This window comes from Variovorax sp. OV700 (genome assembly GCF_900099805.1).
Lineage (GTDB): Bacteria > Pseudomonadota > Gammaproteobacteria > Burkholderiales > Burkholderiaceae_C > Variovorax.
Genome location: NZ_FNDR01000002.1, coordinates 581,381 through 596,220, shown reverse-complemented (window position 1 = coordinate 596,220; position 14,840 = coordinate 581,381). Strand labels below are relative to the sequence as shown.

Annotated in this window: 15 protein-coding genes; 13 read left to right on the top strand and 2 right to left on the bottom strand. The window is 65.5% G+C overall.

Translation table 11 applies throughout. The features are described 5' to 3' along the window. Positions 1 to 7 precede the first annotated feature (7 nt). The 13 genes from BLR24_RS06540 (at position 8) to BLR24_RS06480 (ending at position 13,095) form a co-directional block, all read left to right on the top strand. Positions 8 to 757, top strand: coding sequence for an electron transfer flavoprotein subunit beta/FixA family protein (locus BLR24_RS06540; RefSeq protein WP_093014371.1), 750 nt, complete (start codon positions 8 to 10; stop codon positions 755 to 757). A 13-nt stretch (positions 758 to 770) separates the two neighbouring features. Next, positions 771 to 1,718, top strand: coding sequence for an electron transfer flavoprotein subunit alpha/FixB family protein (locus BLR24_RS06535; RefSeq protein ID WP_093014368.1), 948 nt, complete (start codon positions 771 to 773; stop codon positions 1,716 to 1,718). 4 nt (positions 1,719 to 1,722) lie between these two features. Next, positions 1,723 to 2,388 (top strand): alpha/beta hydrolase, encoded by a 666-nt coding sequence (locus BLR24_RS06530; RefSeq protein ID WP_093014365.1) that lies wholly within the window; start codon positions 1,723 to 1,725, stop codon positions 2,386 to 2,388. Positions 2,389 to 2,410: 22 nt separating this feature from the next. Beyond that, positions 2,411 to 3,262: an HpcH/HpaI aldolase/citrate lyase family protein gene (locus BLR24_RS06525; RefSeq protein ID WP_093014362.1), complete on the top strand. Its 852-nt coding sequence runs from the start codon at positions 2,411 to 2,413 to the stop codon at positions 3,260 to 3,262. Between the two features lie 6 nt (positions 3,263 to 3,268). Further along, positions 3,269 to 4,828: a citrate lyase subunit alpha gene (gene citF / locus BLR24_RS06520; protein ID WP_093014359.1), complete on the top strand. Its 1,560-nt coding sequence runs from the start codon at positions 3,269 to 3,271 to the stop codon at positions 4,826 to 4,828. A 106-nt stretch (positions 4,829 to 4,934) separates the two neighbouring features. Beyond that, positions 4,935 to 5,864 (top strand): LysR family transcriptional regulator, encoded by a 930-nt coding sequence (locus BLR24_RS06515; protein WP_093014356.1) that lies wholly within the window; start codon positions 4,935 to 4,937, stop codon positions 5,862 to 5,864. 97 nt (positions 5,865 to 5,961) lie between these two features. Further along, positions 5,962 to 6,978 carry an ornithine cyclodeaminase family protein gene (locus BLR24_RS06510; RefSeq protein WP_093014353.1) on the top strand — a complete coding sequence of 339 codons (1,017 nt, stop codon included), beginning with the start codon at positions 5,962 to 5,964 and terminating at the stop codon, positions 6,976 to 6,978. A gap of 19 nt (positions 6,979 to 6,997) precedes the next feature. Further along, positions 6,998 to 8,017, top strand: a complete 1,020-nt coding sequence (locus BLR24_RS06505) for a dihydrodipicolinate synthase family protein (protein WP_093014350.1) — start codon at positions 6,998 to 7,000, stop codon at positions 8,015 to 8,017. An 11-nt stretch (positions 8,018 to 8,028) separates the two neighbouring features. Next, positions 8,029 to 9,504, top strand: coding sequence for an NAD-dependent succinate-semialdehyde dehydrogenase (locus tag BLR24_RS06500; protein ID WP_093014805.1), 1,476 nt, complete (start codon positions 8,029 to 8,031; stop codon positions 9,502 to 9,504). 29 nt (positions 9,505 to 9,533) lie between these two features. After that, positions 9,534 to 10,502, top strand: a complete 969-nt coding sequence (locus BLR24_RS06495; protein ID WP_093014347.1) for a Bug family tripartite tricarboxylate transporter substrate binding protein — start codon at positions 9,534 to 9,536, stop codon at positions 10,500 to 10,502. A gap of 8 nt (positions 10,503 to 10,510) precedes the next feature. Further along, on the top strand, positions 10,511 to 11,092 hold the full coding sequence (locus BLR24_RS06490) for a cupin domain-containing protein (RefSeq protein WP_093014802.1): 582 nt from the start codon (positions 10,511 to 10,513) through the stop codon (positions 11,090 to 11,092). Between the two features lie 36 nt (positions 11,093 to 11,128). Then, the gene (locus tag BLR24_RS06485) at positions 11,129 to 12,118 is read left to right on the top strand and encodes a fumarylacetoacetate hydrolase family protein (RefSeq protein ID WP_093014344.1); all 990 of its coding nucleotides are present in this window, start codon (positions 11,129 to 11,131) and stop codon (positions 12,116 to 12,118) included. A gap of 35 nt (positions 12,119 to 12,153) precedes the next feature. Then, entirely contained in the window at positions 12,154 to 13,095 is a 942-nt protein-coding gene (locus BLR24_RS06480; RefSeq protein ID WP_093014341.1) for an NAD-dependent epimerase/dehydratase family protein, read from the top strand. Between the two features lie 27 nt (positions 13,096 to 13,122). Here the strand turns inward: BLR24_RS06480 and BLR24_RS06475 are convergent, their stop codons facing one another. Continuing rightward, on the bottom strand, positions 13,123 to 13,320 hold the full coding sequence (locus BLR24_RS06475; protein WP_093014799.1) for a ketopantoate reductase family protein: 198 nt from the start codon (positions 13,318 to 13,320) through the stop codon (positions 13,123 to 13,125). A gap of 103 nt (positions 13,321 to 13,423) precedes the next feature. After that, positions 13,424 to 14,761 carry a fumarylacetoacetase gene (gene fahA / locus BLR24_RS06470; protein ID WP_254787189.1) on the bottom strand — a complete coding sequence of 446 codons (1,338 nt, stop codon included), beginning with the start codon at positions 14,759 to 14,761 and terminating at the stop codon, positions 13,424 to 13,426. Positions 14,762 to 14,840 lie beyond the last annotated feature (79 nt).

Here is a 14,840-nt window from a genome sequence, read left to right as displayed (position 1 = left end):
AGTGCCCATGAAGGTCCTGGTCCCCGTCAAACGGGTCGTCGATTACAACGTCAAGGTGCGCGTGAAGAGCGACGGCACCGGGGTGGACATTGCCAACGTCAAGATGAGCATGAACCCGTTCGACGAGATCGCCGTGGAAGAAGCCGTTCGCCTGAAAGAAAAGGGCGTGGTCACCGAGGTCATCGCCGTCTCCTGCGGCGATGCCAAGTGCCAGGAAACTCTGCGCACCGCCATGGCCATCGGCGCCGACCGCGGCATCCTGGTCGAGACCACCGAAGAGCTGCAACCCCTGGCCGTGGCCAAGCTGCTCAAGGCGCTGGTCGAGAAGGAACAGCCACAACTCATCATCCTGGGCAAGCAGGCCATCGACGACGACGCCAACCAGACCGGCCAGATGCTCGCCGCCCTGACCGACCTGCCGCAAGCCACCTTCGCCTCCAAGGTCGAAGTGGCCGACGGCAAGGCCACCGTGACCCGCGAAGTCGACGGCGGCCTGGAAACCATCCAGCTGAGCCTGCCGGCCGTCATCACGACCGACCTGCGCCTGAACGAGCCGCGCTACGTCACCTTGCCCAACATCATGAAGGCCAAGAAGAAGCAGCTGGACGTCTTCAAGCCCGAAGACCTGGGCGTGGACGTCAAGCCCCGCCTGAAGACCCTCAAGGTCAGCGAGCCGCCCAAGCGCGGCGCCGGCATCAAGGTGCCCGACGTCGCCACCCTGGTGGACAAGCTCAAGAACGAAGCCAAAGTGATCTGAGGAAGACAACGACATGACCGCACTAGTTATTGCCGAACACGACCACGCGACCGTCAAGCCCGCGACCCTCAACACCGTGACCGCAGCGCTCGCCTGCGGCGGCGACGTGCACGTGCTCGTCGCCGGTGCCAATGCCGCCGAAGCCGGCAAGGCCGCCGCCCAGATCGTGGGCGTGGCCAAGGTCATCGTGGCCGACAGCCCCAGCCTGGCCGAGAACCTGGCCGAGAACGTTGCCGCCCAGGTGCTGGCTTTACAGGGAAGTGGGGCGGCCAACTACAGCCACATCCTGTTCCCCTCGACCGCCAACGGCAAGAACGTCGCGCCGCGCGTGGCCGCCAAGCTGGACGTGGCGCAGATCTCCGACATCACTTTGGTTGTGAGCCCCGACACCTTCGAGCGCCCGATCTACGCCGGCAACGCCATCGCCACCGTGCAGAGCACTGACGCCACCAAGGTGATCACCGTGCGTACCACCGGCTTCGACGCCGCAGCCTCCACCGGCGGTAGTGCAACTGTCGAAACCGCCGAAGGCGTGGCCGATTCGGGCAAGTCCAGCTTCGTGGGCCGCGAAGTCACCAAGAGCGACCGCCCCGAACTCACCGCCGCCAAGATCATCGTCTCCGGTGGCCGGGCGCTGGGCAGCGCCGAGAAGTTCACCGAAGTGATGACGCCTCTGGCCGACAAGCTGAACGCCGGCCTGGGCGCCAGCCGCGCGGCTGTCGATGCAGGCTACGCACCCAACGACTGGCAAGTGGGCCAGACCGGCAAGATCGTGGCGCCGCAGCTGTACATCGCCTGCGGCATCTCGGGGGCCATCCAGCATCTGGCCGGCATGAAGGACTCCAAGGTGATCGTGGCGATCAACAAGGACGAAGAAGCGCCGATCTTCTCGGTGGCCGACTACGGGCTTGTGGCCGACCTGTTCACGGCGATGCCGGAACTGGTTGCATCGCTGGACTAGGACCATGGACACCGCCGCGCGCAGCCTTGAGCTTCGGCAGAGCGGCCCTCGGCTGCTGCAGGGCGCTGCGGGCGACATGGAGGTCATCTTCGATGTCCCGGTTCGTTCGCCACTCGGCATCGCGATCGTGGCCCATCCGCAGCCGCTACTGGGCGGCAATGCCATGCACAAGGTGCCTCACCTGATCGCCCGGGCGCTCTGCGAGGCCGGATGGCTGGTCGCGCGGCCGAACTTCCGGGGCGTAGGGCGCAGTGCAGGCACGCATGGCGAAGGCATCGGCGAGACGGACGACGTGCTGGCGTTGCGCAAACACCTGGTGGATGACTATCCTTCATTGCGTCTCGGTCTGTTCGGCTTTTCTTTCGGCGCCTTCGTCCAGGCGCGCGTGGCAAGCGCACTCGCCGAGGACGGATCTCCGGCGTGGCGGGTCTGCCTCGCCGGCATGCCGGCGGGCGAGGTCGCAGGGCAGCGCCACTACGACACACCCGCGAATGTTCCAGATGCACTCGTCATCCACGGCGAGAGAGACGAGCGCGTGCCGCTGGCCTCCGTCTTCGACTGGGCAAGGCCGCAGCTGCAGCCCGTCGTCGTGGTGCCGGGTGCCGACCATTTCTTCACCGGACGGCTGCACGTCCTGCGCACCCTGGTGCTGTCCCATTTCGCAGGCTGAGCTGCCTGACCTGACCAAACCTATGACACCGACCAATGCCCTTGCGACGGCAAGAACCTTCCTGTTCGTTCCAGGCAACCGCCCCGAGCGCTTCGAGAAGGCATTCCAAAGCGGCGCAGATGCCGTTGTGATCGACCTCGAGGACAGTGTGCCGGCGGCGGCCAAGCCCACGGCGCGCGAGGCCATTGCCCAAGCGTGGCAGGGTCTCAGGAAGTATTCCATCCCGCTCGTGATTCGCATCAACTCCGCCGACCAGGTGGCGGGACGTGAAGATCTTGAATGGCTGGCGGAGCTGAAGGCACCCGATGCGGTCATGGTTCCGAAGGCGGAATCCGTGGAAGCTCTGTCTCACGTGGCTGCGAGCGCGCCAACGGCGGCAATCCTTCCGCTGATTGAAAGCGCGGCGGGATACGCTGCACTTGATTCGCTTGCAGGCGCGGCGAATGTGCTTCGCTTGGTGGTGGGTCATATCGATTTCATGGCTGACACCGGTTTGCAGTGCTCCGAAGGGGAGCCCGAGCTGATGCCCCTGCGCTTCGCCGTCGCCATGGCAACGCGTGCCCACAAGCTGGCGCCCGCCGTGGATGGCGTCACCATCGACATCGCGAACGACGAGTTGTTGCGCGGCGATACGCGGCGCGCGCTTCGACTGGGCTTTGGTGGCAAGCTTTGCATTCATCCGCACCAGATTGCAGTGGTTCACGAGTCGATGTCGCCCAGTGCAGCGGAGGTGGCATGGGCCGAACGCGTGCTTGCCGCCGATGCGGCCTCGGGCGGTGCGGCCGTGCAGCTTGACGGGCGCATGGTGGATCTTCCCGTCGTGCTCCAGGCTCGCCGCACGCTCGCGCGAGTCGGCGGCCGGCTGGCAGGTTGAGTTGCCATGAGCTCTCGCGAACTTCCTGCTTTCATCGAAGGATTCGGCCCGGTACGGCCGTTCCAAGGGCTGGCGCAGGCCCCAGCCGTGATCACGCGGGCAGCGGCGAGGGTCTGTCCCGCCGTCGCCGGCCGGGACAAGATGTTGCGCGACATCGAGGCAGCCTTCGATGCCTGCAACATCGGCGATGGCGCGACCCTGTCGTTCCACCACCACCTGCGCAACGGCGACCAGGTGCTCAATCAGGTGCTTGCCGTCGCAGCGCGGCGCGGGCTCAAAGACCTCGGGATCGCCGCGAGCTCGCTATTCCCGGTGCATGCGCCGCTTGTCGAGCACATGCGCAGCGGCGTTGTCTCGCGGCTCGCCACTGCCTACGTTTCGGGGCCGGTGGCTGTGGCTTTGTCACAAGGCGCGCTGGCAACGCCGGTGGTCATGCAGACTCACGGTGGGCGGGCACGGGCGATCGAGGCTGGCGAACTGCATATCGATGTCGCCTTCGTAGCCGCGCCGGCGGCGGACCGGCATGGCAACCTGAGTGGCGCCTTGGGGCCGGCGGCCTGCGGGCCGCTCGGCTATGCAATGGTCGACGTCCAGTACGCCGATCGGGTCGTTGCCGTTACGGACCATATGCTTCCACACTCGGTGTGCCCGGTGGATATTTCTCAGGAGAAGGTCGACTTCGTTGTTCGCGTTGCTTCGATCGGGGACCCGGCAGGAATTCTCTCGGGCAGCACGCGGCCGACCACCGAGGCGGTGGGTCTGCAGATCGCCTCCACCGCCGCCCAGGTGATTGCGGCGTCGGGGTTGCTGCGTGAAGGCTTCTCCTTCCAGACCGGTGCTGGCGGTGTGTCGCTCGCCACCTCGATCTACGTGAAGTCGCTGATGATCGAAGGCAAGGTACAGGGCAGCTTCGGCGCAGGGGGTGTCACCGGCTACCTCGTCGACATGCTGGAGGCCGGGCTGTTCCGGACCGTTTTCGACGTGCAGTGCTTCGATCTGAAGGCCGTCGAGTCCTACAGGACGGACCGCAGGCATCAGGCGATGTCCGCCTCGCTATACGCCAATCCGCACAACCGCGGTCCTGTGGTCGATCAGCTCGACGCGATGCTGCTCGGCGCCGCCGAAATCGATCTCGACTTCAACGTCAACGTGACGACCGGGACGGACGGCATCATCCTCGGCGGATCTGGGGGGCACGCCGATACGGCGGCCGGCGCCAAGCTGGCGCTGGTGGCAACCCGACTCGCCGCCAACGCAGGGCCGAAGATCGTGGAACGGGTGGGCTGCATCACGACGCCCGGCGCGACCATCGACGCCGTGGTGACCGAAGCTGGCGTCGCCGTGCATCCGTCTCGCGAGGATCTTCGTGATCGCTTGCGCGCCGCCGGACTCGAGGTGCTCGGAATCGAACAGCTCAGGGCACGCGCGCTCTCCAGCATCAGCAGTCCGCAGCTCCATGCTCCGAGTCAACAGGATGCGCGGATCGTTGGCGTCGTCCAATACCGCGACGGCACCGTGATGGACGTGATACGACAGAGCGCCGGGGCACGCCGGTTGGAACGATAGGTTTGACATACGGAAAAGTTCCAGCGAACGGAATTAATTGGTGTCGGGCGCCCTGCAGTGATGCGGGTCTGCATTGTCCGGCTTGATGCGCCGCACATAGCGGCCCATGCACAATGCCGGCGTGCAGAACATCCTCGACCCCAAATGGCAACTGTTCGTGAAAGTGGCGGACGCTGGCAGCGTCTCGGGCGCGGCGCTTGCGCTCGACATGCAGCAGTCGGTGGTGAGCCGGCACATCACGCGCTTGGAGCAGGAGTCCGGGACGCGCCTGTTCCGCCGGACGGGCCGCGGCGTCGTTCTGACTGAATTCGGGCAGCAGGTCTACCCGCGGGTGATGGCGTTGATTCGCGATGCGGAGCAACTGGCCGATGACATGCGCACGAACAGCGGAACGCCGGTGGGCGACGTGCGCTTCGGCCTGCTGCCGTCCACGGTGGCCGTACTGGCCGGCCCCTTGTTCTCGGCCGTCCGCAAGTCCTGGCCTCAGGTCAGATTGCATCTCACCGAAGGATCGAGCGCTCAACTGGAGGAGTGGCTGACCCAGGGCCGTCTCGACCTTGCCTTGCTGCTGCGGGAAGAAGACACTGCCGCGCCGGAAGAGACGGTGCTCACGCGTCTGCCGCTCTATCTGGTGGTGCCGGCCAAGGACCCGCTGGCCGGACGAAAGACGATCGACTTCGATGACGTCGCGGGCTTGCCGTTGGTGCTGCCGAGCGAGCCGCACCCGCTGCGCGCACGCCTCGGGAAACTCGCGCGGCAGAAGGGCCTGACGCTCACGCAGGTGCTGGAGGCCGACTCGATCCGGCTGCAGCACGAGATCACGGCCAGTGGCGGCGGATACGCGATCACGGCCGGCACGCTGACGGCCAACGAGGCGCGCCGGCTCGCGGCTGTTCGCATCGTCCGTCCCGCGCTGTCGCGCGCGGTCGTGCTCGGGGTCACCCAACACCGTGCGCATACCAAGGCAACCTGGGAAGTCATGCGCCTGCTGAAGTCCATGGCGCCAGCCATGCTCAAGTCGGCACGACAGAGCTAACCAGATATCCCGAATCGGGAAAGCTGCTTTCATCGCTGCCGTGTCGTCAGGAGGAGGGCGGTTGCCTACGATCGTGTCCATTACAGGAGACATCGCTTTGGGCACCCCCCTATTTGCAGACACCATCCAGGTGCCGCCGACCCTATTTCTCACGGATGCAGACGTTGCTCGGCTGACGGACTGGCGTGCCGCCTTCGATGCCTTGCGCGCTGCATACGCCAGCACCATTGCCGCGTCCATGGTGCCGCCGCGCTCCATGGCTCGCGGCGACGGCACCTGGCTGCGCGGGCTCACGGCCGTGTCGCCAAGCGGCAGGCACATGGGCTGCAAATTGATCTCCGCCAGCATGAAGGCCCGTCGTGCCAGCTATCTCATCTCGCTCTTCGACCAGGAAACAATGGGCCTGGCCGCTCTCATCGACGGCAACCGCATCACGGGCATCCGCACCGCCGTCACCGCCGCGGTCGCGGTTGATGCTGCGGCACCTTGCAAGCCGCTGAAGGTCGCGGTCATCGGGTCGGGATTCGAAGCGAAGGGACTCCTCGTGGCCCTGGCCGCCGTTCGAGATGTCGCACGCGTTCGTGTCTTCAGCCCGACGCCCGTGAACCGGCAGAGATTTGCTTCGACCATTCACGAGGAGTACGGCCTTCACATCGAAGCTGCTGCGTCGGCGTCCGAAGCGATCGATGGCGCGGACGTCGTGCTCTGCGCCGCGCGCAGCCGCGACGAGTCACCCGTGATCCGCGGCGAATGGCTGGCGCCCGGCATGACCGTGGTGTCGATCGGCTCTACGCTGCCCGAGCAGCGCGAGGTCGATGAGCAGGCCATCGCCCGTGCGTCCCTGATCGTTGCCGACATGCCCGAAGAAGTCGCCCACGACACCGGCGACATGCTGGCAGCGACCCGCGCGGGCGTGCAGTTCGCCGCCAAGCTGGTCTCGCTGGCCGATCTGGTGGGTCGCAAGGCCACGCGAAAGCCGGACGACATCGTTCTCTACAAGTCCGTCGGCTCCGCGCTGCAGGACGTCATCACCGCCGAGATGCTGCTGGCGCGCGCGCGCGCCATGGGAGTCGGTACCGAGCTCGCCCACAGCATTGTGCCGGTCGCCAAGTAATTCATACCCAAGGAAAACCATGCCCAACTATCAACGCAAAGACGCCCGCGCCTGGGCGCGCGAACACCTCGTCGGCTGCTCCGCCGTCACCATACCCAGCTACTCCGCGGACCTGAGCAAGCTGAACGAGAAGGGCATTCGCCACGACATCGCGCTTGCCAAGGAACTCGGCTACAGCTACACGCTTCTTTGCGCCGAAGTGGCGATCACGCCCGAAGAGAATGCGCAGTTCACGGCCTGGGCGCGCGACACGGTGGGCAGTGGCCTGGGCCTTTTTTTCCATGCGGCTTTCGGCACGCTCGCGGAAAACATCCAGGCCGTGAAGCTCGCGGAGAAGGCGGGCGCGGACATCGTGCTGCTGTCCTATCCCCCGCAGTTCTGGCCGACGACAGAGCAGGAGATCTACGACTACACCAAGCAGTTCTGCGATGCGACGGACCTGGCCGTGATGCTGTTCCCGATTCCGCTCTGGGGCTTCGAGCGCGTCCACCCGGCCGGCATGTCCGTCGAGCTGGTGCGCCGCCTGCTGAAGGACTGCCCCAACATCGTGGCGATCAAATCGGAGCAGGGGTTCCCGCTGCCTGCGGGCTTGTGCGAGATGTACCACCACTTCCGCGACGAGGTGGTGATCAGCTGCCCCATCGAGGGCGATGCCATTCCGCTCATGAGCGTGATGAAGCTGCAGTTCTCCGGAACCAGCAACACGCAATGGATGAGCACCTACTACCCGCGCGCCTTCGAGCTGGCGAGCAAGGGCGAGTGGGAAGCCGCAATGGAGCTGTATTGGAAAGCCAATCCGGCGCGCAGCGCCAACGGCGCCGCCGCCCAGAGCTACGCCGGCGGAACCGGCGTGTTGAACCGCACGATGTGGAAGTACCAAGATTGGCTGGCGGGCTTCAATGGCGGGCCCCTGCGTGCGCCGGCGATGCGTGTCCCGGACCGCCTCATGAAGATGCTGCGCCAAGGTCTGGTGGCGTCCGGCCTGCCGGTCACCAAGGACCCGGACAGCGCCTACATGGTCGGCCGCCACCCGTGCTGAAAGAAGGCACCATGCGCCACCTCCTCAAGGACCCGGAACTCTTCCGCGCCGCTGCCCATGTGGGCGGCGAGTGGATCGGCGCCACGCCGCACGGCACGTACACGCTGCGCAATCCGGCCGACAACGCCGTCCTGGCCGAGCTTCCCCGCTTCAGGGAGGCAGAGACCGCCAACGCGATCGAAGTTGCCCACGCGGCTTTTCTGTCCTGGCGCAAGACCACGGCCAAGCACCGTTCGGAAGTGCTCCGCCGCTGGTACGAACTAATGATCCAGCACCGCGACGATCTTGCAACGCTGATCACGCTGGAAGAGGGCAAGCCGCTCGCCGAGGCGAAGGTGGAGATCGACTACGCGGCCTCCTTCTTGCAGTGGTTCTCCGAGGAAGCCAAGCGGGTGCGCGGAGATGTGATCCCGGCACCGAAGGACACCCAGCGCATCGTGGTGCTGAAGGAGCCGATCGGGGTCTGCGCGGCCATCACGCCCTGGAATTTCCCTGCGGCGATGATCACGCGCAAGGCGGGGCCGGCGCTGGCGGCCGGCTGCAGCATGGTGGTCAAGCCCGCGAGCCAGACGCCGCTCACCGCTCTGGCGCTGGCCGAACTGGCCCGGCGCGCCGGTGTGCCCGCGGGGGTGTTCAACGTCCTGACGGGAAACGACACCCGCTACATCGGGAATCAGCTGACATCGCATCCCCTTGTGCGCAAGATCACCTTCACCGGGTCGACGGAAGTCGGCCGCCTGCTGCTCGCGCAGGCCGCGGGGACGGTCAAGAAGTGCTCCATGGAGCTGGGCGGCAACGCGCCGTTCATCGTCTTCGACGACGCGGATCTTGACGAGGCCGCGGATGGTGTCGTCGCTGCGAAGTTCCGCAACACCGGCCAGGCTTGCATCAGCGCCAACCGGGTGCTGGTCCAGTCGGGTGTATACGACGCCTTCGCGGCCAAGCTCGTGGAGCGCGTGGCCAAGCTCCGTGTCGGAAACGGCCTGGAAGCGGGCGTGCAGCTGGGACCGCTGATCGACGACGCGGCCGTGGCGAAGGTCGAGGAACACATCGCCGATGCGATTGCCAACGGCGCCACCGTCTTGCACGGCGGCAAGCGCCATGCGCTGGGCGGCCGCTTCCATGAGCCGACAATCATCTTGGGAGCGACGTCAGGGATGGCCGTGGCTCGCGAGGAAACCTTCGGTCCCGTTGCGCCGCTGTTCCGCTTCGAGCATGACGAGGAAGCTTTCGAGCTTGCGAATGCCACCGAATTCGGCCTCGCCGCCTATTTGTACAGCCGCGACGCGGCCCGCATCTGGCGCGCCTCTTCTGCCATCGAATCGGGAATGATCGGAATCAACTGCGGCCTGATCTCCAACGAGGTGGCCCCCTTCGGCGGCGTGAAGCAGAGCGGCCTCGGCCGCGAGGGCTCGCACCACGGCATAGAGGAATTCCTCGAGATCAAGTACCTTTGCTGGGACGGGCTGGCGCCCGCCTTCGGTTGACGCCTTCCAGAAAAACCAGGAGACAAAAAATGAAGCAACAGCTTCGCCCCGCGTGGCTTTACTTGCTTTTTGCCGCGATCGCCATGGTTGCCATGACCAGCATGGCCCGTGCACAGCCGAACGTGGCCAAGATGGTCGTGCCCTTTCCGGCCGGCGGCGTCACCGACCAGGTGGCGCGCATCATGGCGGAACACATGGGCCGCCAGCTCGGCCAGGTCATCATCATCGACAACAGGCCCGGCGCCGGCAGCCGGCTGGGTGTCGAGGCCGTCATCAAGGCGCCCGGCGACGGCACGACGCTGTTGTTCACCAATTCGAGCTACAGCATCCTCCCGGTGGTCGATCCGAAGATTTCCTTCGATCCCGCGAAGGCGCTGGCGCCGGTCAGCATGGCAGCCACCTATGGCCTGCAGATCGTCACGAAGAAGGACATACCCGCGAACACGCTGGCCGATTTCATCGCGTATGCGAAAAAGAATCCCGGCAAGCTCAGCTACGGCAGCGCGGGCATGGGCAGCGGCGCGCATTTTGCCGGCGAGTACTTCAAGTCGCTGACCGGAACGTTTCTCGTGCACATTCCCTACCGGTCCACGGCAGGGGCGCTGAACGATGTCGCCGGTGGCCAGCTGGACATGGCGTTCGATGCGTCGGCCAAGCCGCTGGTCGACGCAGGGCATGTCAAGCTGCTGGCGGTCACCAGCAGGCAGCGCGATCCGCGCTTTCCTGGCACGCCAACGGCAACCGAGGCCGGGGTCAAGTCCTTCGTGCTCGAATCCTGGGTGGGCTTGCTGGCGCCTGCAACCACCCCTCAGCCGGTACTCGAGAAGCTGAACAAGGCAGCCGCTGCGGCTTTGGCCGACCCCGCGGTGCAGAAGCGGTTCGCAGAACTCGGGCTGCGGCCCGAGGGCGGCAGCTCCGCCCGCTTTGCCGACGCGATACGCGACGACCTCGTGCTCTATCGCGGGATCGCCAAAGAGTCCAAGCTCCAATTCGAATGAGAAACATCATGAATCTTCCAGCCATCCATCGCGTGGTCACCGGCCACGACGCCCTCGGCAATGCCGTCATCACCAGCGATGGACCGCTGCCGGTCGTGGCAGAGATCAAGGCCATTCCGGGCACGGTCTTCCACGAGGTCTGGGCGACCACGGGCGCGCCGGTGCGCGTCGACAACGGCCCGGACCCGACCACCGGAGCGCTGACGCTGCCGCCGCCGGCGCTTGGAACGCGCTTCCGCTTCGTGGACATTCCGCCGGACAGCGACGAGCTGTTCAGCCGCAGCGCCGACCAGCTGCGCGCAGGTTTCAGCGAGATCGGGGACATGGCGGCCTCCACGGCCGACCGTGGCGCGCCGCATCCGCTGATGCACCGCACGGAAAGCGTTGACTACGGCGTCGTGATGGAGGGCGAGATCACGCTGGTGCTGGACCAGGGCGAGGTGCAGCTGCGTGCCGGCAGCGTCGTTGTGCAACGCGGCACCAACCATGCCTGGGCCAACCGCTCCGGCAAGCCATGCCGGATGCTCTTCGTCCTGATCGACGGCGCGTACGATCCCGCCATCGGTCAGGCGCTGGCCGGGCGGGGCTGAGGCGAATGTTGCGATGCTCTTCGAACTGAGAAAAGCATGAAATTGGCATCCCTGAAGGGCGGCAAGGACGGCCGCCTCGTCGTTGTGTCGCGCGATCTGCAGCAATCGGTGGACGCGCGGGCGATCGCGCCGACCCTGCTCGACGCGCTGGAACGCTGGGCCGAATGCGAGCCGCGGCTTCAGAAACTTTATGCACGGCTCAATGCGGGGCACGTGGATGGCGCATCCGCGTTCGATCCGCGCCAGGCTGCCGCGCCGCTGCCGAGGGCGCCGCAGTGGTGCGACGGCTCGGCCTTCCTGAACCACGGCCGCCTGATGGAGACGGCATTCAACCTCTCACCGATCCCCGACATGGAGACGATCCCGTTGATCTACCAGGGCGGCTCCGACGACTTCCTGGGCGCTACCGACGACATCCCGCTGCCGGACGAGGCGCATGGCATCGATTTCGAAGGCGAATACGGCGTGATCGTGCGCGAGGTACCGCTTGGCGCTTCGGCGCAACTTGCGCGCAGCCGCATCGTGCTGCTGGTACAGATCAACGACGTGAGCCTGCGTGCCTTCGGCCCACGCGAGATGAAAACCGGCTTCGGATTCTTCCAGGCGAAGCCTTCCTCCAGTTTCGCGCCGGTGGCGGTGACGCCGGACGAGATCGGCGAGCATTGGCGGGATGCGCGCGTGCACCTGGACCTCCGCATCGAATGCAACGGCACATGGTTCGGCAACCCGAACGGCGCAGAGATGAACTTCGGCTTCGACGAGCTGATCGCGCATGCGGCCGCGACGCGCCGCCTGTCCGCGGGCACGATCATCGGCAGCGGGACGGTCTCGAACGCAGGCGGGCGGAAAGGCTCGGCCTGCATCGCGGAGCGCCGTGCCATCGAGACCATCGAACACGGGGCCCCGAAGACGCCGTTCATGCGCTTCGGCGATCGCGTCCGAATGGAGGCGCGCCAGGACGGCGGACCGGTTTTCGGCGCCATCGACCAGCGCATCGTTCGCGCGCCCACGCCGCCGCAGGCGTGAGCGGCACGTATGCACCATCAACTGGGTTGAATCCGATGCGAATCCTTATCACCGGCGGTGGCGGCTTCATCGGCGCCCACCTCGCCGACCTGCTGCGTGAGCGCGGCGAACTCGGCGGCCGGCGCATCGAAGCACTGGCGCTCGCCGATCAGAGCTTGCCGGACACGGCAGAGGAGGGCGCCATCCGCGGCGATCTTGGGGAGCCTGCCGTGATGGCGGAGATCGCGGCGTTCCGGCCCGACGTGGCCTTTCACCTTGCGGCCGTCCCTGGAGGTGCGTCCGAGGCCGACTACGCGCTCGGGCGGCGGGTCAACCTCGATGCATCGCTTGCGCTTTTCGAAGCCCTGGCTGCGACCGGCACGAGACCCACCGTCGTGTATGCGAGCAGCATCGCGGTGTACGGCACTGACCTGCCGGAACTTGTCACGCCGACAATGCCGCTGCGACCGCCGCTCACGTATGGTGCCCATAAGCAGGTGTGCGAGATCTTGCTGGCGGATTTCACACGCCGTCGTCTTCTCGAAGGCCGATCGGTCCGACTCCCCGGCATCGTCGCTCGCGCGAAGAGCAGCACGGGGCTCACCTCCGCGTTCATGAGCGATATCCTGCATGCGCTGAAGGCGGGCGTCCCTTTCACCTGTCCGGTAGGTCCCGAGGCCACGGCGTGGTGGATGTCGGCGCGGCGCTGCGCCGAGAACTTGGCCCATGCGGCGGTGATGGATGTCTCGCACGCTGACCCCGGGCGGGCTTGGCCACTGCCTGTGCTGCGTCTCTCGATCGGGGACATCATCGACACGTGCTCGGCCCGCTACGGCGAGTCCCGTCGCGCGTTGGTAGCATTCGAGCCCCGACCTGACGTGGAGACGGTGTTCGGGCGCTATCCGCGCCTCGACGATGCATCGGCCCGCGCGCTGGGGCTGCGGGACGATGGCTCGGCGGACGAGTTGGTGCGCCGGGCATTAGGCGAGATCCACTGATTTCAGCGAGCCGCGGCTTCGGCGCGCTCAGTTCACCGGAGGCAGCTCGACCGTGAACGTGGCCGTGCGATCCCCACTTGCCCTCTTGATCCGCAGGCCGCGTGCGTTGATCTTGGCAACGTCGTTCGCATTGCGATGCACGACGGTGACCTGATTTCCAGCACAAGCCAACAGACCCGCGAAGATGGTTCCCATCGCGCCGCACCCTACCACTGCAACTTTCATCGTCTCTTTCCAAACCTCTGTGTTGCATGACCCGTGGGCCATGGATCAAAAGGCGACGTTCCCGCCGGATGCGTTGAACCGTGCCGCTTTTCGCCCGGCCTGGTTAGTCCTTGTACAGAGCTGGTTTCACTACGCCGCCGCAGCTGCCAAATCCGATGGAAACGAACCCCGCCTTGTGCGCGTGCCCTTCGATGACAACTTCGTCCCCATCAAGCAGCCAACCGCGCACTTCGCCGTTGCCCAGGTCGAGTGGCTTGGTGCCGCCCGCAGTGCGCTCGGACAGGCAGGCCATGCTGTCGGGCGTCTCGCCGGACAGGGTGCCACTCGCCAATAGGTCGCCAGCACGCAGGCTGCAGCCGTTGCTGGTGTGGTGTGACAGCATTTGCGCGAACGTCCAGTACATGCACTGGAGATCCGAGACATTCACGCGGCGACCAGGTGCGCCCTGCTCGCGCATGGCCGCCGTACGCAGGTTAGCGGACAACTCGACAGCGAGACGTCCCGAAGCGAGATCGGCTTCAGACACGAGATAAGGAAAGAGCGTCGGATCGTCGTCGGTGCGCACTCTGGCCGGTGAGCGGAATGGCACCAGCGCCTGCGAGGTGACGACCCAAGGCGACACGCTGGTCATGAAGCTCTTGCCCAGGAACGGTCCCAATATCTGCTCGAACCATTGAATGCCTTTGGCAGACCAGTCGTTCACGAGGCAGTACCCGAAGATGTGTTGCTGCGCCTGACCGACTGGAATTGGAACAGCCAGCTCGTTGCCTCGTCCGATCAGTGCGCCAAGTTCGACCTCGTAGTCCAAGGACTCGACAGGCGCGCACACGAGTTTTCCATCGGCACGGCGCCATTGCCCTGTAGGACGAACGACCGGCGTGCCGTTAACCCTGATGGTCGAGCTTCTGCCGTGGTACGCAACGGGCAAACTTTTGAAGGCTGCAGGAACAGGCTCTGCCAGACCTTTGAGCCGCCCCAGCCGGTCTGTATGCGGCAGCGAGGTCAGGAAGTCGGTGAAGTCGCCGATGTCACAGGGCAGCTGCATCGAAGCATCGGATTGGGGTATGAGGGCTTGAGTCAGCTTGCCGGCATTCGGGTTGTGCTCGCTGAGGAGTTCAGAAAGCGCGCTACGCAGGGACGTGGACGCCTCCTTCCCCATCGCCATGAACTTGTTCAGCCTATCGAGCGAGGCAGTCCTTGCGATGTCCACAACGTCTCCGGAGAAGGCCCCGAGTTCCAACGCGGCGTCAAGGTCCAGGATCTGATCGCCAATGGCGACTCCCCCTCGCTGGCGGCCGCCTTGCTTGAAGACGCCGAACGGCAGGTTCTGAATAGGAAACTCACTGTGCCCGTTGGCGGACTGCACCCAACTGCGTCGCGCGGGATCGTGGGTGTGATCAATCAAATCCATCTCATTGCTTTCAACTGAATTGTTTGACATTTTTTTGATTGTTGTAGTCGGCGAGTGCCAGGCTTGAGAGTTGGCAGAGCGTTCTAGTCTTCGACAACCCTTCCTAGCT

What these genes read in the sequence shown, in the direction of transcription:
- BLR24_RS06540 (WP_093014371.1), top strand. Translation starts at nt 8, where the DNA reads ATGAAGGTCCTGGTCCCCGTCAAACGGGTCGTCGATTACAACGTCAAG.
- BLR24_RS06535 (WP_093014368.1), top strand. Translation starts at nt 771, where the DNA reads ATGACCGCACTAGTTATTGCCGAACACGACCACGCGACCGTCAAGCCC.
- BLR24_RS06530 (WP_093014365.1), top strand. Translation starts at nt 1,723, where the DNA reads ATGGACACCGCCGCGCGCAGCCTTGAGCTTCGGCAGAGCGGCCCTCGG.
- BLR24_RS06525 (WP_093014362.1), top strand. Translation starts at nt 2,411, where the DNA reads ATGACACCGACCAATGCCCTTGCGACGGCAAGAACCTTCCTGTTCGTT.
- citF (WP_093014359.1), top strand. Translation starts at nt 3,269, where the DNA reads ATGAGCTCTCGCGAACTTCCTGCTTTCATCGAAGGATTCGGCCCGGTA.
- BLR24_RS06515 (WP_093014356.1), top strand. Translation starts at nt 4,935, where the DNA reads ATGCACAATGCCGGCGTGCAGAACATCCTCGACCCCAAATGGCAACTG.
- BLR24_RS06505 (WP_093014350.1), top strand. Translation starts at nt 6,998, where the DNA reads ATGCCCAACTATCAACGCAAAGACGCCCGCGCCTGGGCGCGCGAACAC.
- BLR24_RS06500 (WP_093014805.1), top strand. Translation starts at nt 8,029, where the DNA reads ATGCGCCACCTCCTCAAGGACCCGGAACTCTTCCGCGCCGCTGCCCAT.
- BLR24_RS06495 (WP_093014347.1), top strand. Translation starts at nt 9,534, where the DNA reads ATGAAGCAACAGCTTCGCCCCGCGTGGCTTTACTTGCTTTTTGCCGCG.
- BLR24_RS06490 (WP_093014802.1), top strand. Translation starts at nt 10,511, where the DNA reads ATGAATCTTCCAGCCATCCATCGCGTGGTCACCGGCCACGACGCCCTC.
- BLR24_RS06485 (WP_093014344.1), top strand. Translation starts at nt 11,129, where the DNA reads ATGAAATTGGCATCCCTGAAGGGCGGCAAGGACGGCCGCCTCGTCGTT.
- BLR24_RS06480 (WP_093014341.1), top strand. Translation starts at nt 12,154, where the DNA reads ATGCGAATCCTTATCACCGGCGGTGGCGGCTTCATCGGCGCCCACCTC.
- BLR24_RS06475 (WP_093014799.1), bottom strand. Translation starts at nt 13,320, where the DNA reads ATGAAAGTTGCAGTGGTAGGGTGCGGCGCGATGGGAACCATCTTCGCG.
- fahA (WP_254787189.1), bottom strand. Translation starts at nt 14,761, where the DNA reads ATGTCAAACAATTCAGTTGAAAGCAATGAGATGGATTTGATTGATCAC.